The sequence below is a fragment of the Frankia tisae genome, assembly GCF_025403405.1.
Taxonomy (GTDB): Bacteria; Actinomycetota; Actinomycetes; order Frankiales; family Frankiaceae; genus Frankia; species Frankia tisai.
Genome location: NZ_JANEZT010000125.1, coordinates 1 through 16373, shown reverse-complemented (window position 1 = coordinate 16373; position 16373 = coordinate 1). Strand labels below are relative to the sequence as shown.

Here is a 16373-nt window from a genome sequence, read left to right as displayed (position 1 = left end):
CTCGGGCTCCGGCTCGGGCTCCGCGACAGGGGCGGCGGTCTCGGCGGCGGCGCCGCCGCCGGAGCCGTCGTCGATGACCGCGAGCTCGACGCCGACCTCGACGGTCTCGTCCTCCGCGACCTTGATGGAACTGATGACACCGGAGGCCGGGGCAGGAATCTCGGTGTCGACCTTGTCCGTGCTGACCTCGAGAAGCGGCTCGTCGGCCTCGACGCGCTCACCCTCCTGCTTCAGCCAACGGGTGACGGTTCCCTCGGAGACACTTTCCCCGAGCCGGGGCATCGTGACAGATACAGACATGCTGGAACGACTCCTTCGTCGCATCCGGCATGCACCGCGCAAGCGGCCGGCCGGAGGCGCTCATGCTATGGCGTGATCGTGAGTACCTGGGCGGGATCGCGCCGCGGGGCGAACCCGGTGCGGCGGCGATCCCAGGGCGTGATCGCCCTAGCCGTGGACGTGAAGGGGCTTGCCGGCCAGCGCCAGGTGCGCCTCGCCGAGAGCCTCGGACAGAGTGGGATGTGGGTGGATCAGCTGGGCGACCTCGGCGGGAAACGCCTCCCAGTTGGTGATGAGCTGGGCCTCGGCGATGAGCTCGCCCACCCGGTCGCCGACCATGTGGACGCCGACCACCGGACCGTCGGGGACCGCGATCAGCGTCACGGCACCGGCGGTCTTGAGGATCTGCGACTTGCCGTTGCCCGCCAGGTTGTAGGTGACGGTGCGGATCTCGCCGAAGCGCTCCCGGGCGGCCGCGGTGGTCAACCCGACCGACGCCACCTCGGGGTGGGAGTAGGTGACCCGCGGGACGTTGTCGTAGTCGACCGGCACCGGGTTGAGCCCGGCGAGCTGTTCGGCGACGAAGATGCCCTCCGCGAAGCCCACGTGGGCCAGCTGCAGGCCCGGCCGCAGGTCGCCGAGCGCGGACACGGTCGGGACATTCGTGCGCAGGTTGCGGTCGACGAGGACGTAGCCACGGTCGGTCGCGATGCCGATTTCCTCGTAGCCGAGGCCGGCCGAGACCGGCCCGCGGCCCACCGCGACGAGTAGCAGCTCGGCCTCGATGGTCGTGCCGTTCTCCAGCGACACGGTGACCCCGTGGTCGGTCGTCTTCACGCCGGCGAAGCGGGCGCCGAGGTGCTGGGCGATGCCACGCTTGCGGAAGGCGCGCTCCAGCAGTTTGGAGCTGGACTCGTCCTCCAGCGGCACCAGGTGCGGCAGCGCCTCGACGATCGTCACCTCGGCGCCGTAGGAACGCCAGACCGAGGCGAACTCGCAGCCGATGGCGCCGGCCCCGAGGACCACGGCGGATGCCGGCACGTGGTCGAGGGCCAGGGCGTCGTCGCTGGTGATGACCTTGCTGTGGTCGATGTCCAGACCGGGCAGGGACTTCGAGTACGAGCCGGTGGCCAGCAGGACGTGCCGACCGGAGATGATCCGGTCACCGACCGCAACGGACGTCGGCGAGGCGAGCCGGCCGAATCCCTCGACCACCTCGATGCCGCGTGACTTGATCAGGCCGGTCAACCCCTTGAACAGGCCGGCGATGACCGAATCCTTGTAGGAGTTGACCTTCGTCATGTCGATGCCGTCGAAGGTGGACCGGATCCCGAAGGATTCGCTCTCCTTGATGTTGTCGACGATCTCCGCCGAATGCAGCAGTGCCTTGGTCGGGATGCAGCCTCGGTGCAGGCAGGTGCCGCCGAGCTTGTCCTTCTCGATCAGAACAACACTGAGGTCGAGTTCCGCGGCGCGCAGCGCGGCGGCGTATCCGCCGCTGCCGCCACCGAGGATGACCAGATCGACGGGACCGGCCGCTGAATCCGCCACGCCAGGGGTCCCTTCTCGTTGACTTCTATGGTTGTGCCGGTGATGCCGGGAGTGTGACCCGTACTCACCGGTGTTGCGCGTGCTCACGACGCCGGGGACACGGCCGGCCGCGCCGGCGGCGATCGTCACCGCGCACGGCCGGGGACGCCGGCATCGACGTGCCCTGCGGGCCGGCGTTTCAGGCCACGACTCCGCCACACCACGTCGGTCCGAGCCCAGTCTTTCACGCCGTGGGCCCCCTTCCGCTCGGATGGGGGAGTGTGCTGCATCGCGCGAGGTGTGGCCGCTATCGCCGCCTGGCCATGCGCCTGTCGCCGCTCGGCCGCACCGTCGCGGACCGGTCAGCCGGCGATCGTGGAACCCTGGTCCGACGGCGGGCCGGCGAGGTCCTCGGTGAGCTGGATGAGCGTGCGGACAATCACGCCGGTGCCGCCCTTGGGCGTATGCCCGTAGGGCTGGCCGCCGTTCCACGACGGGCCGGCGATGTCAAGATGCGCCCAGCTCGCCTCGGCGGGCACGAAATGGGCGAGGAAGTGCGCCGCGACCAGCATCCCGCCGTCCCGGCTGCCGCCCGGCGGGACGTTCGCGATGTCGGCGACGGCGGAGTCCAGCCCCTTGCGCAGCTCCGGCGGCAGCGGCATCGGCCAGACGCTCTCCCCGGCCGCCGCGGCGGCCGTCGTGACCGCTTCGACCGCGCCGTCGCGGCCCATCACTGCGCTCGTGCGCTGGCCGAGAGAGACGATCTGGGCGCCGGTCAGAGTCGCGATGTCCACGATCAGGTCCGGGGCCTCCTCGGCGGCCCGAACGAGGGCGTCGGCGAGGACGAGCCGGCCCTCGGCGTCGGTGTTGAGCACCTCGACGCGGGTGCCGCCGCGCAGCGTCAGCACGTCCGAAGGCCGGATCGCGTCGCCCGAGGGCATGTTCTCCGCGCAGGGCATCCAGCCGGTCACCGTCACCGGCAGCCGCAGGCGGGCCGCGGCGATGACCGTGGCGAGGACCGCGGCCGCGCCCGCCATGTCCGTCTTCATCCATTCCATCGCCGTCGGGGGCTTCAGCGACAGGCCACCGGAGTCGAAGGTGATACCCTTGCCGACCAGCGCGAGCGCCGGGCTTTCGCCGCCGCCGCGCCACTCGAGGCGGATCAGCCGGGGCGGATTGGCGGAACCCTGGCCGACCCCGACGATCCCGCCGAAGCCGCCCTCGGCCAGCGCCACCTCGTCGAGAACCTCGACGGTGACCCCGGCGGCGGTCGCCTGCTCGACGGCGACGTCGGCGAGCAGGGCAGGGGAGAGATGGCTGGGCGGGGTGTTCACCAGGTCCCGGACCAGGACCACCGACTCGGCGACGACCACCGCGCGGTCGATCTCCGCCTGCGCGAGCGGCAGGGACGTGCTGTCCACGAGGAGCGTCAGCGCGCCGACGGGGGTGGGCAGACCCTTCGCCGAGGTGGTGCGGAGCCGGTCGAAGGAGTAGGTGCCGAGCAGCGCGCCCTCGGCCACCGCCCGGACCGACTCCGCGGTGACCGACCCGGGAGCGGCGGCCAGGGCCAGCGCCACGGACCCGGTCCCGGCCAGCGCCCGCAGGGCCGTGCCCGCCGCGCGGCGCAGGACCTCGGCATCCACGGGGCCGGGCACGGGGCCGGACAGCGGGGCGGACGGGGACGCCAGCGGGCCGAGCCCGACCGCGAGGACGGTCGCCGCGGGCAGCGCCCCCAGGGTCGCGAAACGAACGGTCTCGCCGGCCTTACCGGTCGCGCCGAGAGCGGCGAGCACTGACTCGAGCCGGCCGCCGAGCGCCGCGTCCACCTCGGCGGCGCCGCCGGTCACCACAAGGCCGTTCTCGCCGACCGCGGTGCCGATCACCACCGCATCCGTCTTGAGATTGACTAGGGCTGCTGAGCTGGGCGCGATGCTGGTCATGCGGTGAGCGTATTGAACGACAAGGTCGACGGACGCCCCCCGGGGCGCCACAGCCGGGCTTTCACCGCTCTCCGCGCTCCCCTGCGCCTCCTTTGCCGGTTCCGCTCCGGATCGCAGTGGCCGGGGAAGTCAAACTAGGCTGTTCGCCATGGCAGACCTGCGTCGATCTCCGCTGTACGGCCGTCATGTCGATCTCGGCGCGAAGCTGGCCGGCTTCGGGGGCTGGGAGATGCCGATCGAATACGCCGGGCGCGGAGTGCTCGCCGAGCATCAGGCGGTCCGTGGTGCGGTCGGAATCTTCGACGTCAGCCATCTCGGCAAGGCCGAGGTGGCCGGCGCGGGCGCCGCCGACTTCGTCAACGCCTGCCTGAGCAACGACCTGGGCCGCATCTCGCCCGGGCAGGCTCAGTACACGTTGTGCTGCGACGAGGCCGGCGGGGTCGTCGACGACCTGATTGCCTACCTTTTCTCCGCCGAGCGGGTCCTGCTCGTCCCCAACGCCGCGAACAACGCCGAGGTCGTCGCCCGCCTCGCCGCGGCCGCCCCCGCGGGCGTGTCCGTCACCGACCGGCACACCGGGTTCGGGGTGCTCGCGGTGCAGGGCCCCGCCGCCCCGGCCCTCATGGCGGCCCTCGGCCTGCCCACCGACGGGGCCTACATGAGCTTCGTCGAGGCGGAGTGGAAGGGGCATCCGGTGATCGTCTGCCGATCCGGCTACACCGGCGAGCGCGGCTACGAGCTGCTGCCCCGCTGGGACGACACGCCCGCGCTGTGGGACGCGCTGTTCGCCGCGGGGGAGGCCCTCGGCGCGTCGCCCGTCGGTCTCGGTGCCCGCGACACCCTGCGCACGGAGATGGGCTACCCGTTGCACGGCCAGGACCTGTCGCTGCAGATCACGCCGGTGCAGGCCCGGTCCGGGTGGGCGGTCGGCTGGGGCAAGGAGCGGTTCTGGGGCCGGGAGGCGCTGCTCGCCGAGCGGGCGGCCGGCCCCGCGCGTCTGCTCTGGGGGCTGACGTCGACCGGGCGGGCCATCCCCCGGCCGCACATGGCCGTGACCACGGCCTCCGGCGAACCGGTCGGCGAGGTCACCAGCGGAACGTTCTCCCCGACGCTGCGCCAGGGCATCGGCCTGGCACTGCTGGACCGCGGTGTCGCCGCGGGCGACACCGTGAACGTCGACGTCCGCGGCCGGCCGAGCCCCATGACGGTCGTGCGGCCCCCCTTCGTCCAGTCCTCGCCCAAGTAGCCCAAGTAGCCGGCCCTGTCGGCCCTGTCGGCGCTGCGGCGGGCGGTCACTGACCGACGAAGCGCACCGCGGGGGTCGGCAGGGTCATCGCCATGACGATCAACGTCACCATGGTGGTGAGCTCGATGATCCCACCGAGCATGTCACCGCTCAGGCCGCCGAAGCGGCTGGTCAGATAGCGCCGCAGCGCCAGCGAGAAGGCAGTCCCGACGCAGACCGCGACGACGGCGCGCAGGGCTCGGCCGACGTCCCCGCCGTCGAAGTCGAGGCGGCCGGCCAGTGCCGCCACGGCGCAGACCCCGCCGACGGCGAGCGCCGCGTCCCGGGTGCGGACCGTGCCGGCCACGAGTGCGCCGAGACCGTCCGGATGCGCGGGCGGGGTGCCGGCGGAGCAGGCGAGGGTAGCGGCGAGCCGCCCGGTCATGGCGGCGACGAGGATCGAGACCGTGCCGCGGTGCGCGGTAATGGCCGCGCTGAGCGCCGTGACCTGCAACAACACGACGAACACGACGCTGATCACGCCGAAGGCGCCGATCGTCGACTCGCGCATGATCTCCAGGGCGCGCTCCCGCCCCCGCACCCGCCGGGCGCCGATGCCGTCCCCGAGATCGGCCAGGCCGTCGAGGTGCAGGCCCCTGGTGGCCAGCGCGAGGACGGCGATACCCACCGCGGCGGGCAGCAGACTCTGGTTGCGGTGACCAGGCGTCCCCGTCGTGACCCGCATGGTGACCACGACCACGGCAGTGATCAGCCCGAGGACCAGGCCCACCAGGGGCGCCAGCGCCATGGCTCGACCGGCCAGGCGCCGGTCGACCCGCTCCGGGCCGCGCAGGGGGAGCACCGTGAGTAGCGTGAACGCGGTTCTCGCCGCCAGCATCACGTGACGTCGACCGCCGTGCCCTCGAGGGCGCCAGGGCCGCCGACGGCCTCGGACTTACCGCTGACGCCCGCCTGGTCGAACGTCGCCATCTCCGCGAGCGTCGCCTGCGCGGCGCGCACCAGCGGGACCGCCAGCAGCGCCCCGGTGCCCTCGCCCAGGCGCAGACCGACGTCGATCAGCGGAGTGAGCCCGAGCGCGCCGAGGGCGATCGCCTGCGCCGGCTCGGGGGACCGGGTGCCCGCCACCCACCACTTCCCGGCGCCCGGCGCGATGCGCTCGGCTGCCAGCGCCGCGGCGCAGACGATCACACCGTCGAGGATGACCGGGGTCCGCCGCACGGCGGCCTGCACCAGCAGGCCGGTGAGCGCCAGCAGGTCCGCCCCGCCGACGACCCGCAGCATCGACCGCGCGTTGCCGACGAACGGCCGTCCCCGCCACATGGCGTCGCGGATCGCGGCCGTCTTCACCATCCAGCGGCGATCGTCGATGCCTGTTCCCCGCCCGACCACCTCGATGGGCTCGCGGTTGCACAGCAACGCGACGATCGTCGCCGCGGGAGTCGTGTTGCCGATCCCCATCTCGCCGGGGACGAGCAGATCCGCGCCCGCGTCGATCTCCTCGTCCGCGATGAGCCGACCGACGGCGAACGCCCGTTCCGCCTCGGCGACGCTCACCGCGTCGGTCCGGTCGATCCGTCCGCTTGACCGCCGCACCCGGTAGCGGTCGGGCGGCGCGGTGCCGTCGACCCCGCCGACCGTGGTGGGCTGCGGGCTGTCCACCGAGACGTCGACCACCCGCACGGCGGCCCCGACCTGGCGGGCGAGGACGTTGACCGCCGCCCCACCGGCGCCGAAGTTGGCCACCATCTGCGCCGTCACGTCACTGGGAAACGCGGACACGCCGAGCTCGGCGACCCCGTGATCACCGGCGATCACGATCGCCCGGACCCGTTCGAAGGGCCGCGGGGGACAGATCCCCTGCACGCCAGCGAGCCAGATCGACAGCTCCTCGAGCCGGCCGAGGGCACCCGGCGGTTTGGTCAGCTCGCCCTGCCGGCGCCGGGCCGCCGCCATCGCGTCGCTGTCCAGGCCGGGGACGACGGGAACGACGCCGCTCGCATCATGGGAATCCACGAGGTCCTTACTACCTGATGCGCCGCGGGGAGCTGGCACCAGCCGCGGATCAGGGAGGCACGCTCGCCGCCGGACGGTGCTATCACCGCGGAGGAGCCAGGGGCCCGGAGGCCCTCGAGATCGTGGATCTTCCGGATCCGCATCCAGGACCCGGCCAGATCCGGGTCCGGCGTCCTGCCTCGGTTGATTCAATTCAAGGTCCTGAATTACCGGCGGTGATTTCGGTGAGGCGTTCGCCCGCCTCGCGCATAACCCGCTCGTTGCGGGCACGGAAAACTCGATAGGTCAGCTGCGACACCGGCGGTGCCGCGCACCGGAGCAGGTAGAGCTGGTCCTGCCAGCGCAGTAGGTCCGCACCGACGACCTGGTGGCCGGCGGGCGATCTAAGTCGGCTCTCAATGTCCTCGACAAGGTCTAGGCGGTCCTTGGCTGCCTGCCTGGCGGTCCACCAGTTGTCCCCGATGTCGAGGATCGCGGGTAGCAGCGGCAGGGCGACACCGAGCACGAATTGTCCCAGCGTGAGACCAACCAGCACGCCGGCGACCACGGACGTCGCCGCCCAGGCGATGGTCGTCCCGAGCCAAATGTTGGCGTTGAACCGCAACAGCAGCTCGGAGTAGGCAACATTTGATCGCTGTGCGACGGCCACCGCGAATGCGCCCGGCGCGCCCGGGCTGAAGTAGTACCAGCCACCGAGTTTCTCCCGTTCGGCGTCACGGCGGATCCGCGCCTCGTCGCCGGTCAAAGCGGCGATCTGTTCCAGACCGGCCACCGGGGAGCGCCGCGGCGGCGACGGCAGGGCGAAGACAAGGACGTCGAACTGTTCCTGGACGTCAGCTCCTCTCGCAGCAAGTTCACGTTCAAAACGGGCGAACCAAACCCGGGACAGGAAAATCCAGATTCCGGCGACGGCTCCGACAGCCGTCGACACCTTGGGAAGCATGATCGTCAGTACCGGCGCGCCGACACCGAGACCGCTGAATCCCGCCCAGCACAGGGTGTGCCAGCGTCGAGCGCGTGTATAGAGTCGACGTTGCGCGATCAGCAGCCGTAGCGCCGGGATGGTTTCCTGCCGTTCGTTCATCCAATGCGTGGTCGGTGGAACATAGGCGCCCGTGGTCATCCGCGACTCACCTGCCGCCCACATCGGGCGGTCCGGCTTCGACGACCACGCGGACGGGATGGTCGGTGGGTAGCGCAGCGACGGCCCGCCGCCAGATGGCACGTAGGTCCGGGTCGGTCCCGATCATGGAGCTGAGCGTCTCCGGACTGAGCGTGAGAAGCTCGTCGGCGCCGATCGGCGGGCTGCTGACGTCGACGCGGAACTGGACGGCCGGAGCGGCCATCGAGAACCCGCCGCCGAGTGTGTTCCGGTTCTTGGCCAGAGGCAGCCATCGGACCGTCGTGCCAGTCGCTGTGATCAATGCGATCGGAAGCACGACCACGCCGTAACTCTCAGTTAGCATCCCGACGTCGGCATCGGCCGGCGATCCGTCGTTCAGCGGGAGATCCGCCGAGATCCAGAGCATGGAGCCGGCGGTCACCGTCGCAGTGACGACCAGCGGCCCGCGGGTCAGGCGATGGGTCACCGATCTGGTCTGCTGGTGTGGCATGCGCCCGTGCATTGCGGGGGGCAGCTCGGTGGACAGCTCGGCCAGCGGCGCGGCGGTGTCCGGGCCGCCGCGGAGCGGCATCCGCGCCTCCAGGCTGGTGATCGAGAGGCCGAGCAGTGGGTCCCGGGCCTCCAGGCGACGCAGTAGTCCGCTCAGCGGATCGTGGAGACGCGGGGGGATCCGCGCGAGGTCGCCGGTCACCAATGCCCTGCACAGCCCTGCCGCTGCCTGCCGAAGCAGCCGCCGGTCTGCCTCCTCCACGGCCACGTCGAGCTGCCCAAGCCGACCGGCCAGCCCGGGGATCGCGACAGCGAACCAGTAGCCGAGATTGGCTGTCTCGATGTGCCGCCCGGTGTCCAGGCTGAGGGTGAGGTCGGCCAGCGTCCGTTCCACTTGTTCCCAGGGCAGCAGGTGAAAGAGGTCCGCGGCGGGCTGCCCCTCGACGCGTAGCCGATCGAGCAGGAACGTTCGGACCTCGGGCGGAGTGTTCCGCAGCAGCGTCCGGTCGGCGGCGGTGAGGACGGGGTCGGGCCAGGCATCCTCCAGCCGCCCGAGCAGGCTGACCGCTTCCGGGTCAACCATCAGCGGCCGGCCGGAGTCGTCCAGCTCGATGTAGAGCACGCCGGTGAGGCCGTTGCCCAGGGCCAGGGCCACGTCGGCGCCGCCGCCTTCGGCCGGCAGCAGCCCTCGGCGCTGCCAACCAGGGGCGGCGAAGGTCACCAGGGCGCGGGCGTCGGCGTTCACCCGGCCGTCGTTGATGGGCATGGTCTCCAACCGGCGCATCCGCCCGGTCGTGTCTGCGGTCACCCGGACGACCCAGTCACTCAGCGGCAGGTGCATGGTGGTCACCGGTCCCCGATCTCGTCGAGCACGTTGAGCAGGGCGACGGCGCGTGGCCCAAGGCGGGCGGCGACTGCCCGTCGGCCGGCGGCGTCGACCGCCCCCAGGTACTCGTCGCGACTCCCACGAAGGGCGATGAGGCACTCCTCGCCCAGCCCGTGGAACAGGTCGTCGGGAAGGCCGGCGAGCCAGGCGCCGACCTCGGCGGTCTCGGCATCGGGCCAGCGGACACCGAACTTAAGGGCGCGGATCACGATCTCGCCGGCGACCCGCGGATCCAACGTCCGGTTCACAGTCCGCAGGCGTCGAGGGCTCCGCAGATCAGCGAGCCCCAGTCCGGTCGGGTCATAGACGACGTGCTCCACCGGATCGTAGTAAAGGCTGTTGATCGTCAGATCGCGCGCGGCGGAGTCCGTCTCGAAGTCGCCGCCGGTCGCCGGCACCCCAAGGTCGGTGACGGCCAGCCCCCGGTACTCGAAGAAGCGGGCGGTGTCGCTGAGGCTGAACGGACGATACGAGCAGACCAGACGGGGCGACACGCAGATCTTCGGACGGTGCTCCACGGCGGCGCGGCGCAGAACACGCTCGGCGGTCGCGGCGAACTCGCCGCTGGGCATGGTGCCGGTGAGATCGAGGTCGCGCACGTCGGCCGGCGTACCGCCGCTGACCAGATCGCGCACCGATCCCCCGACCAACCACACGAGGTGGCCCTGGTAGTGGATCGCCCTGATAAGTGACGGCGCGACCGACCGCCAGGGCGCATCGAGTCTGGTCAGCGTGGCAGACACGGTGTCCGCGAAGACGGCGTGCACGTCCCGGACGCGCTGACCGCGCTGCTCATCGGAAGGCACGTTGCTGGTCGCGTCGTCGCGTGCGCGTAGCAGGTCCGGCGGCAGGTGGGAGTCGCGATCCACCCGCTCGTCGGCGATCGGCAGCGGCGCCCGGGCCAGGCCGGCGCCGTCCAGCACGGCGATATCCGTCTCGTCCGAATAGACGAACCCGCGAAGGAGCATCCCGTCCACATGGTCGCCCATCACCAGGGCGCTTCCCGCCTTGCGCGTACTTGGGTCCCGCGGAACGGCGGACAGGGCGACGGCGTCTGCTATCGCCGCGCCCGCTACTGCCGCGCCGTCGGCTGGTCGAGGACGCGCCGCGGCTGCTCCAAGATCGCTCCCGTCGGTCCCGGCAACGCTCTCGTCGGTCAGGAGTCGGCTCTCGCGGGACCGCAGAGAGTGTTGGTCGGTCGTCCGGAGGCGGCCGCGCCGCCAGGACCAGCGCGGGCCAGTCACTGGAGCTCCATCGTCGTCGGGCCCGACGGCGCGCTGCTGTCGACGATGATGCGGTGCGGCGGCGGCGTGTCCTCGATTTGAAAGCTCACCTTGACGAGGCAGGATGCCCCGGCAGCCAGCGGACCGGTCGGGCAGTCCGTGCCAACATCGGCGTTCTGCCCTCTGACTTGTCGGATCGTGATCGCTCTGGCACTGGTGTTCGTCACTGCGATCTCGTAGTACCGGCCGTGCGCCGATCCGAGCTGAGACCGGATCTTGGTCTGGAGATCCCCGGACTGGCCCGCCGCGCCGATTGAAGCCTGAGCTGAGGCGGCAGCGGACGTCGACCCGGATACGGCCGGATGGGTGGACGTCGTGGACGTCGTGGACGGCCTGGCCGACGCAAAGGCCGTGGACGTCACCGCGGGCGCGGACGGCTGCGGCCCGGACGTCCGGGTACTGCTGAGAGATGGGGATCCACCGGCTCTGGCGATGGCCTCTGTGCTGCACACCGGTCGGTACGGAGCCTTGTCGCCGACATACTGCGTCCATTCCTCGCGGCTGAGGTCTCGGCCGATCGCGCCGCAGGCGCGCCGCCGGACCTCGATCGGATCCGACGCCAAGATCATCAAGTTGCCGTGGAGGTAGCTCGCCGTCGCGAGGAAGTCGCCGTCGGCCGAGGCGCCGAGGGCGACCGCGGTCCTCAGCCGAGCCGTCCCATCGTTCAACAGGGTCTGCGTGGTCGGCGCCACCAGATCCGCGAGACGCGGGCCGGCGACGACCAGTTCGTCCTGGCCGGGCACCTGGTACAGGCCGAGGACGAGGTCGTGGCCGGGCACCGTGAGGGTGCCGCGGATCTGCAGGTCGGGGCCGAGGAAGACCATCGTCCCGGCGCCGTACGCGGCAACGATCTGCCGGTTGGGCAGAGCAGTGATCGCTCCCAGGCCGAGCGGGCCGGCGACGGCCCGCTCGGCCTGGACAGCCAGATCGGACTCGCCGATCCGGACTATTGTGCCCGATTGGCCGTCTGCCGAGCCGATCAGCGCCACCAGGCTGTCGCTGGCCTCGTCGGCCGCGAGGGCGTAGATCCGGCCGGGCAGCACCATCGTCGCGCCGCGCGTCCACCTACCGCCGGTCATCGTGAACTGCTCGATGCGTCCGTCCAAGTCCGCGAGATACAGCTTGCCGTGGGCGAAGGCCAGGTCGGAACGCGCCACCTCGCCGCCGGCGACCGGGACAGGCATGGTTCGGCGATGTTCGACGTCCCAGCTGATGACCGTGCCACCGACGATCGCGGCCGCCATGGACCCACCGGGGTCGGTGACCAGCGTGTGCAGGGCACCGGCGGCGTGCGGCAGCGGATACGAACGCTGGAGGCCGTCTGCCTCGGCCGGTCGGGGGATCACGTCGACGCCGCCACCCCCACGCCCCACGACCAGGCTGCTACCGACCCAGCCGACGTGGCGGACGTCCTCGACCGGGTAGTACTGACGCACCGCGAAGCTCCCGGCCTGGTCGTGCACCTCGGCGACCGCGTCATGAGTCCACAGCAGCAGGCCGGCGGCAGCGCGGGCGGTGCCTCGGCCCGGCATCCCGGCCACCTGCTTGCCGTTCTCCAGGTTCCAGATCGTGCTCAACGTCGACCAGGTCGCCGACATCATCAGCCCATCGCCGGTGTCGTAGACGTCGACGTCCGTAAACGGTCCACGGTCGGAGATCAGCCGAGACCCTGCGCGGTCCAGCGCCAACAGCCGCGCGCCGTCGGTGCCCACGGCGGTGACGATGCCCTTGGCCGTGCGGCCCACCCCGACGAGCTCCGTCGTCGATGGCGCGGTCAGCACCGGGGTGAGGGCGCAGTCGGCCGCGTCGAGCTCGGTTACCTGGTGCGCGGTCGCGATCAGAACCTTCCCCGGCGACGCCGCCAGGGCGGAGATATCTTTGGCGGCGGGTCGGGCCGCCGGGTCGCAGCGCGTGGCGCCTGTAGCCCCGGTGAGATCCACCCGGTAGCTACCCGAGTCGTCGCTGAAAGCGATGAGATGCTGACCGTCGTCGTCGAATGCCAACGCATTGACGATGTTTCGCTCGATGAAACCCGAGCGGACGCTGGGAATGGGTATGGTCACCGCCGGCTGTTCCGTCCACCGCGTGTCGCTGCGCCTCAGCACGGTGATCCGCCGGTCCGAGGTGGCGATCGCGGCGGCCTTCCCGTCGGCGGAAAACGCCATGGCCCATACTCTGACCTGGTCGGGGCTGTAGATGTTGCCCGGTGGAAGCTGACGGGACCAGACCTTCTCCCCGGTCCGCATCGACACGATGCTCACCTCGCCGGCGCTCGCGGAGAGCAGACCGTATGTACCGCCGGGGCTCAGCGCGCTGTCCTCGTAGGCGCCGGCAGACGGCTGCAGGATGCGCCGCAGCGTCGAATGGCCGACCGCCAGCTCACCGAACACGTCGGTGCGTTCACCGGCCTTAGCGGCAAGATCATCGCTCGCCATAGCCAGCAGCAGGCCGCGCCCCTCACTATCGGATCTCGCATCCAAGTCTCGCGCCTTCGTCGCGAGGTTGACGGCCGCAGCTCGCAGCGCCGCCCGCCGGGCCAGCCCGTCGGACCACGTGACGTAGTACAGCGACGATCCCGCCGTGACACCCAGCACCACCGCCACCGTGAGAGCCAGACGGAGGAAGTGCTGACGATCGAGATTACGGCTCTTGCGTGCGGCTTGCCTCCAGGTGCGAACCGGGACGATCTGGTGCCCGTCGGCGTCGTTAAGGGCCTCCTCCTTGTCGCCGATCGGGACGATGACACGCGCCTTCGCGTCGACCGCCTCCAGCTTGGACGCGTAGCCGTCCACCCGGACCAGCGTCCCGCTGGCGGGGCTGACCGCACCGACGATGGCGGTTCGGGCCGAGAGGCGACGCACTCGGATTGTGGACAGCCCCCGCCGTGTCGCCAGATGCAGCTCGTCCAGCAGCACCGTCATCGCCGCGCCCAGCGATGGCCCCCCGGCGTAGGCGAGCGGCCCGTCCGCCGTCTCCAGGGACCAACGCAGGCCGCAGGAGAAATGTTCGCGGCCGGCGAGTCCCCACGCGTCCGCTAGCGCCCGGCCGAATTCCTCGTCAGCCCGGAAGAAGGCCATGGTCCGGAAATCCGGGACCAGCCCGGGCCCGAGGCCGCGGTCCAGTGAGAGACGCAGCGTCACCTGCGTTCCGGTCTGGCCGGTGTCGGCCAGACCGGTCACCTTCACCACCTTGCCGACACCCTTCCTGTCGGCGGTCGTCCTTTCGGCGGCCGGCGGCAGGTCGGTGAGGTGGCAGAGAAGTGACCAGGCCGGTAAACTTTCGGGGCGGTTGGCGTCGAGCTGCGAAAGCAGGGCGGCGCCGGGGCCGGAGCCTTGGGGCGGCGGCCTGCGGACCAGCGTTCCGTCGGCCGCGGTACGGCTGAACGCGTGGGTTGAACCGATCCACCGCAGCCCCTCGGCAAGATGGTCCCCGCGCCACTCCTCGTCGACAAGTGCGAGCGCGAACGCGGCAATGCCGCGCAGAGCGGTCTCGCGCGCGCCAAGGATCTCGTGCAGTGGCGTGCCGCCGTGGCGCATTGCTTCAAGGCGCTGCCGGTCGCCAGCCGCGACCAGTCCGCGAACAGATTCGAACACCGGCTGCGCTGGGCCGTTCCATAGTCGGATCAGCTGGAACTTGCGCTCATTCGACACAGATCTCTCGGTCAGATATCGGAGAGGCCCGTCATCGGCGGCCACCCCGTCGGAGGCAGCCACCTCATCGTCCGCGGCCGTCTCATCGTCCGCGGCCGTCTCATTGAAGCTCTTGACGCCCTCGGAGCCCGGGCCGCAGCCCTCAGCGGTGGAACGCGGAATGTCGCCATTGCTGAACGCCGTCGTGTCGGACGCCGTCTTTTTGAACACTGAAATCGTCCCCGGAAGATCTACAGTGCGCCGCGATCGAACATCCCGTGAGAACCGCGCATGGCGGACCTGCGCTGACCACGGTCGCCCCCGTTACCGCGTCGCGATGTGCCGTCTGACGGCTCTCGCCAATCGCCAGCGAGCGGACCAGAGTATCAGACCTCCATGACAGTCCAGCACCGGATTGTTCCATCGCCCGGCGGGGAGGTCAGCTGGAGCATGACGAAGTACTGCCGACCTGCGCGGCTCTGTCGGCCGAGACTGCCCGACCTCGCCGCCCACGCGGCGAGCCGCAGTCGGAATCTCGGACCACCACGACCGACGCCAGACGACCCGAACCCGCAACGCCCGGTACCGATCAGGACGGCGAGAAGCCTGGTGCCAATCGTCGGGGACCTGCTCGGCAACTCGACTCTCCGGCCTGGCTACCGCGACTTCGAGGTGAGCCTGTGGTGAAGATCGGGGGGAAGGTCCGCCAGGATCTTCGCGGCCAGGATTCCCTCGTTCCTGAAGTAGACGCGGCCGGTGGTGGGCTCACGGACCTTGCCGCCCGCGTGGTGCAAGGCGATGACGGCCCAGTCGTTGTTGAGAACCGGCGAGCCCGACGAGCCGGGCAAGGTCGACGTCACATATTGGACCACATGGCCACCGACATACTCGGCGAAGTTGTTCTGCAGCGAGATCTGCTTGGGCTGGCCGCCGGGATGCTGAATGATGTTGAGACGGCTGCCGGCCCGAACCTCGCTCGAGGCGAGCGGCAGCCAGCCCCAGTCGTCGCCGGGTGTGCCTTCGAGCTGGGCGATCGTGTAGTCGAGGTGCTCACAGGTGTGGAAGACGCCGGGAGCGAGCCTGTAAGTCTGGGACGGCTGAGGCGCCCCCTGGAAGTCGTGCTCGTAGTTGAACCGGGCGACGGCGGTGACTCCACGGCCCCAGGCAGACAGCACGTGGTTGTTCGTGATCATCAGATCCGGCGCGACCAGGAAGCCGGTTCCGGTCAACCGGCTACCCGGGGTGGTGACCTCGACAAGGGCCACCGACCGGGCGACACGCAGCCCTTCGGCGAGGAAAGCGATGGGACGAAGCGTGTTCTCCCTGATGATCCGCTCGTTGACGAGGGTCGTAGTGTCCGACCCTCGCCACGTGTCCGAAATGTCCTTGACGGACACCGGCGTCATCATGTTGTAGCGGTCGAGCAGCGTGTCGAGCAGGGCGCGGGCCTCGCTCCCCACGAGGTCCTTCACCAGGTTGAGTAGAAGCCCGAGTGCCTTCTCGCCCGTGGCGACCCGACCGTACGAGGACAGCCGACTGACCACGTTGCTGACCGCGATCAGCGGTGCGCCGGACAAGTCCACCAGCTGGATGAGAGGTCCGAGGCCGGCGAGTTCGAGCACGCTGCGCCGCGTCGGCTCCCTGGCGAACTCGGGAAGGCCGCCGAGCAGCCGAACGAGCTGCTGACGGTCCCCGATTGACAACTCATTCGCGCCCCCGGTCACCGTCGCCGCCAGTCCGCCGCCGTCGTCCAGGGTGGAGGAGACCCGAGCCGTCAATCCCTGGAAGGTCTGGTTACCGGGGAACTCGCTGGCGACGTGGATCAAGAGTAAACATTCAGGTGCCTTGTAGATCTTGCTGTGTGTAGGTGACGTCGAGATGGGTCTGGATGTTGTGCGACTCGGCGGGAGTGTGGGCGTGTGTCCTGGCAGCGGGTGTGATGACCTCGACGGGTG

General features: G+C 70.6%; 11 protein-coding genes. 1 reads left to right on the top strand and 10 read right to left on the bottom strand.

From position 1 onward, the window contains the following. The 3 genes from NBZ85_RS14065 to NBZ85_RS14055 all read right to left on the bottom strand — a co-directional run. On the bottom strand, positions 1-300 hold a 300-nt coding region (locus NBZ85_RS14065), incomplete at its 3' end, for a biotin/lipoyl-containing protein (protein WP_308205180.1). A 147-nt stretch (positions 301-447) separates the two neighbouring features. Further along, the gene (gene lpdA, locus NBZ85_RS14060; RefSeq protein ID WP_261556914.1) at positions 448-1830 is read right to left on the bottom strand and encodes a dihydrolipoyl dehydrogenase; all 1383 of its coding nucleotides are present in this window, start codon (positions 1828-1830) and stop codon (positions 448-450) included. Positions 1831-2171: 341 nt separating this feature from the next. Then, complete coding sequence (locus NBZ85_RS14055) at positions 2172-3749, bottom strand: leucyl aminopeptidase (protein WP_261556915.1); 1578 nt, start codon at positions 3747-3749, stop codon at positions 2172-2174. 148 nt (positions 3750-3897) lie between these two features. Between NBZ85_RS14055 and gcvT the strand changes: the two genes are divergently transcribed. Next, positions 3898-4995 carry a glycine cleavage system aminomethyltransferase GcvT gene (gene gcvT / locus NBZ85_RS14050; RefSeq protein ID WP_261556916.1) on the top strand — a complete coding sequence of 366 codons (1098 nt, stop codon included), beginning with the start codon at positions 3898-3900 and terminating at the stop codon, positions 4993-4995. Positions 4996-5041: 46 nt separating this feature from the next. Here the strand turns inward: gcvT and NBZ85_RS14045 are convergent, their stop codons facing one another. From NBZ85_RS14045 to NBZ85_RS14015, 7 genes are all read right to left on the bottom strand, one after another. Continuing rightward, positions 5042-5872 carry an adenosylcobinamide-GDP ribazoletransferase gene (locus tag NBZ85_RS14045; RefSeq protein WP_261556917.1) on the bottom strand — a complete coding sequence of 277 codons (831 nt, stop codon included), beginning with the start codon at positions 5870-5872 and terminating at the stop codon, positions 5042-5044. Continuing rightward, positions 5872-7008, bottom strand: a complete 1137-nt coding sequence (gene cobT, locus NBZ85_RS14040) for a nicotinate-nucleotide--dimethylbenzimidazole phosphoribosyltransferase (protein WP_261556919.1) — start codon at positions 7006-7008, stop codon at positions 5872-5874. The genes NBZ85_RS14045 and cobT overlap by 1 nt, the downstream gene beginning before the upstream one ends. 193 nt (positions 7009-7201) lie before the next feature. Beyond that, positions 7202-8131, bottom strand: a complete 930-nt coding sequence (locus NBZ85_RS14035; RefSeq protein ID WP_261556920.1) for an S-4TM family putative pore-forming effector — start codon at positions 8129-8131, stop codon at positions 7202-7204. A gap of 7 nt (positions 8132-8138) precedes the next feature. Next, complete coding sequence (locus NBZ85_RS14030; RefSeq protein WP_261562042.1) at positions 8139-9470, bottom strand: hypothetical protein; 1332 nt, start codon at positions 9468-9470, stop codon at positions 8139-8141. Beyond that, positions 9467-10495, bottom strand: coding sequence for a nucleotidyltransferase family protein (locus NBZ85_RS14025; protein ID WP_261556922.1), 1029 nt, complete (start codon positions 10493-10495; stop codon positions 9467-9469). The genes NBZ85_RS14030 and NBZ85_RS14025 overlap by 4 nt, the downstream gene beginning before the upstream one ends. Positions 10496-10746: 251 nt before the next feature. Next, positions 10747-14649 carry a WD40 repeat domain-containing protein gene (locus NBZ85_RS14020; RefSeq protein WP_261562041.1) on the bottom strand — a complete coding sequence of 1301 codons (3903 nt, stop codon included), beginning with the start codon at positions 14647-14649 and terminating at the stop codon, positions 10747-10749. Positions 14650-15074: 425 nt separating this feature from the next. Next, positions 15075-16244 (bottom strand): trypsin-like peptidase domain-containing protein, encoded by a 1170-nt coding sequence (locus NBZ85_RS14015; protein ID WP_261562040.1) that lies wholly within the window; start codon positions 16242-16244, stop codon positions 15075-15077. Between the last annotated feature and the right edge of the window lie 129 nt (positions 16245-16373).

Excerpts from the sequence above, each read along its gene's own strand:
- NBZ85_RS14045 (WP_261556917.1), bottom strand. The coding sequence starts at position 5,872 with ATGCTGGCGGCGAGAACCGCGTTCACGCTACTCACGGTGCTCCCCCTG.
- NBZ85_RS14025 (WP_261556922.1), bottom strand. The coding sequence starts at position 10,495 with ATGGGCGACCATGTGGACGGGATGCTCCTTCGCGGGTTCGTCTATTCG.
- gcvT (WP_261556916.1), top strand. The coding sequence starts at position 3,898 with ATGGCAGACCTGCGTCGATCTCCGCTGTACGGCCGTCATGTCGATCTC.
- NBZ85_RS14035 (WP_261556920.1), bottom strand. The coding sequence starts at position 8,131 with ATGACCACGGGCGCCTATGTTCCACCGACCACGCATTGGATGAACGAA.
- NBZ85_RS14055 (WP_261556915.1), bottom strand. The coding sequence starts at position 3,749 with ATGACCAGCATCGCGCCCAGCTCAGCAGCCCTAGTCAATCTCAAGACG.